The 241-nt window shown below is 73.4% G+C and carries 1 protein-coding gene; it reads left to right on the forward strand.

The genetic code is table 11. The features are described 5' to 3' along the window. The coding region (locus HMPREF0072_RS10515) for a PTS-dependent dihydroxyacetone kinase phosphotransferase subunit DhaM (RefSeq protein WP_004830637.1) at window positions 1-241 on the forward strand (241 nt) is incomplete at both ends.

Raw genomic sequence — 241 nt, forward strand, 5'->3', positions numbered from 1 at the left:
GGCGTGGACGCCGAAGGCGCACCGATCCTCGGAACGGACGCCGTCGCGGTGGCCGCGGCCATCGACGAGCTCGCAGCCGACTGCGACGGTGTGCTCGTGCTCATGGATCTCGGCTCGGCCGTGCTGAGTGCCGAGCTCGCTGTGGAGCTGCGCTCGAGCGAGGTGCCGGTGCGGCTCGCTCCCGCTCCCTTCGTCGAGGGGCTTCTGGCCGCCGTCGTGTCCGCTGCGGCCGGTGGGTCGC

Origin of the sequence: Anaerococcus lactolyticus ATCC 51172, from assembly GCF_000156575.1 — a bacterium.
Taxonomy (GTDB): domain Bacteria; phylum Bacillota; class Clostridia; order Tissierellales; family Peptoniphilaceae; genus Anaerococcus; species Anaerococcus lactolyticus.